Source organism: Curtobacterium sp. P97, from assembly GCF_023712445.1.
GTDB lineage: Bacteria > Actinomycetota > Actinomycetes > Actinomycetales > Microbacteriaceae > Curtobacterium.
In genome coordinates this window covers 1-458 of sequence record NZ_JAMAYF010000107.1, presented here as the reverse complement: position 1 = coordinate 458, position 458 = coordinate 1, and the positions used below count along the sequence as shown (strand labels likewise).

At 45.9% G+C, this 458-nt stretch carries 1 protein-coding gene; it reads left to right on the top strand.

Going from position 1 to position 458, the window contains the following annotated elements; genetic code table 11:
- A partial coding sequence (locus M3677_RS17185; protein ID WP_251161163.1) for an FAD-dependent oxidoreductase occupies window positions 1-458 on the top strand: 458 nt, incomplete at both ends.

Sequence of the window (458 nt, the reverse complement as noted above, 5' to 3'; positions counted from 1 at the left end):
TCCTTAACTGAGCAAGGACTTAACCTGATCACTGGGGTCACTTATCAAAAGGTTGAGCAAAACGGTAAGTCGACAAGCATTTATATTGAAGTGAACGGTCAAGAACAAGTCATCGAAGCCGATCAAGTCCTCGTGGCAACAGGAAGAAAGCCGAACACAGAGACTTTAAACCTTGAATCAGCAGGTGTGAAAACAGGGAAAAAAGGCGAAGTGCTGACCAATGAATATTTGCAAACGTCGAATAACCGAATATATGCCGCGGGCGATGTGACCCTCGGTCCGCAATTCGTTTATGTTGCAGCTTATGAAGGCGGGATTGTGGCAAATAATGCGTTGGGTCTAGCGAAACGCAAAATCGATCTTCGCTTTGTTCCCGGCGTAACCTTCACCAATCCATCGATCGCCACAGTCGGCTTGACTGAACAACAGGCAAAAGAAAAAGGTTACGATGTCAAAAC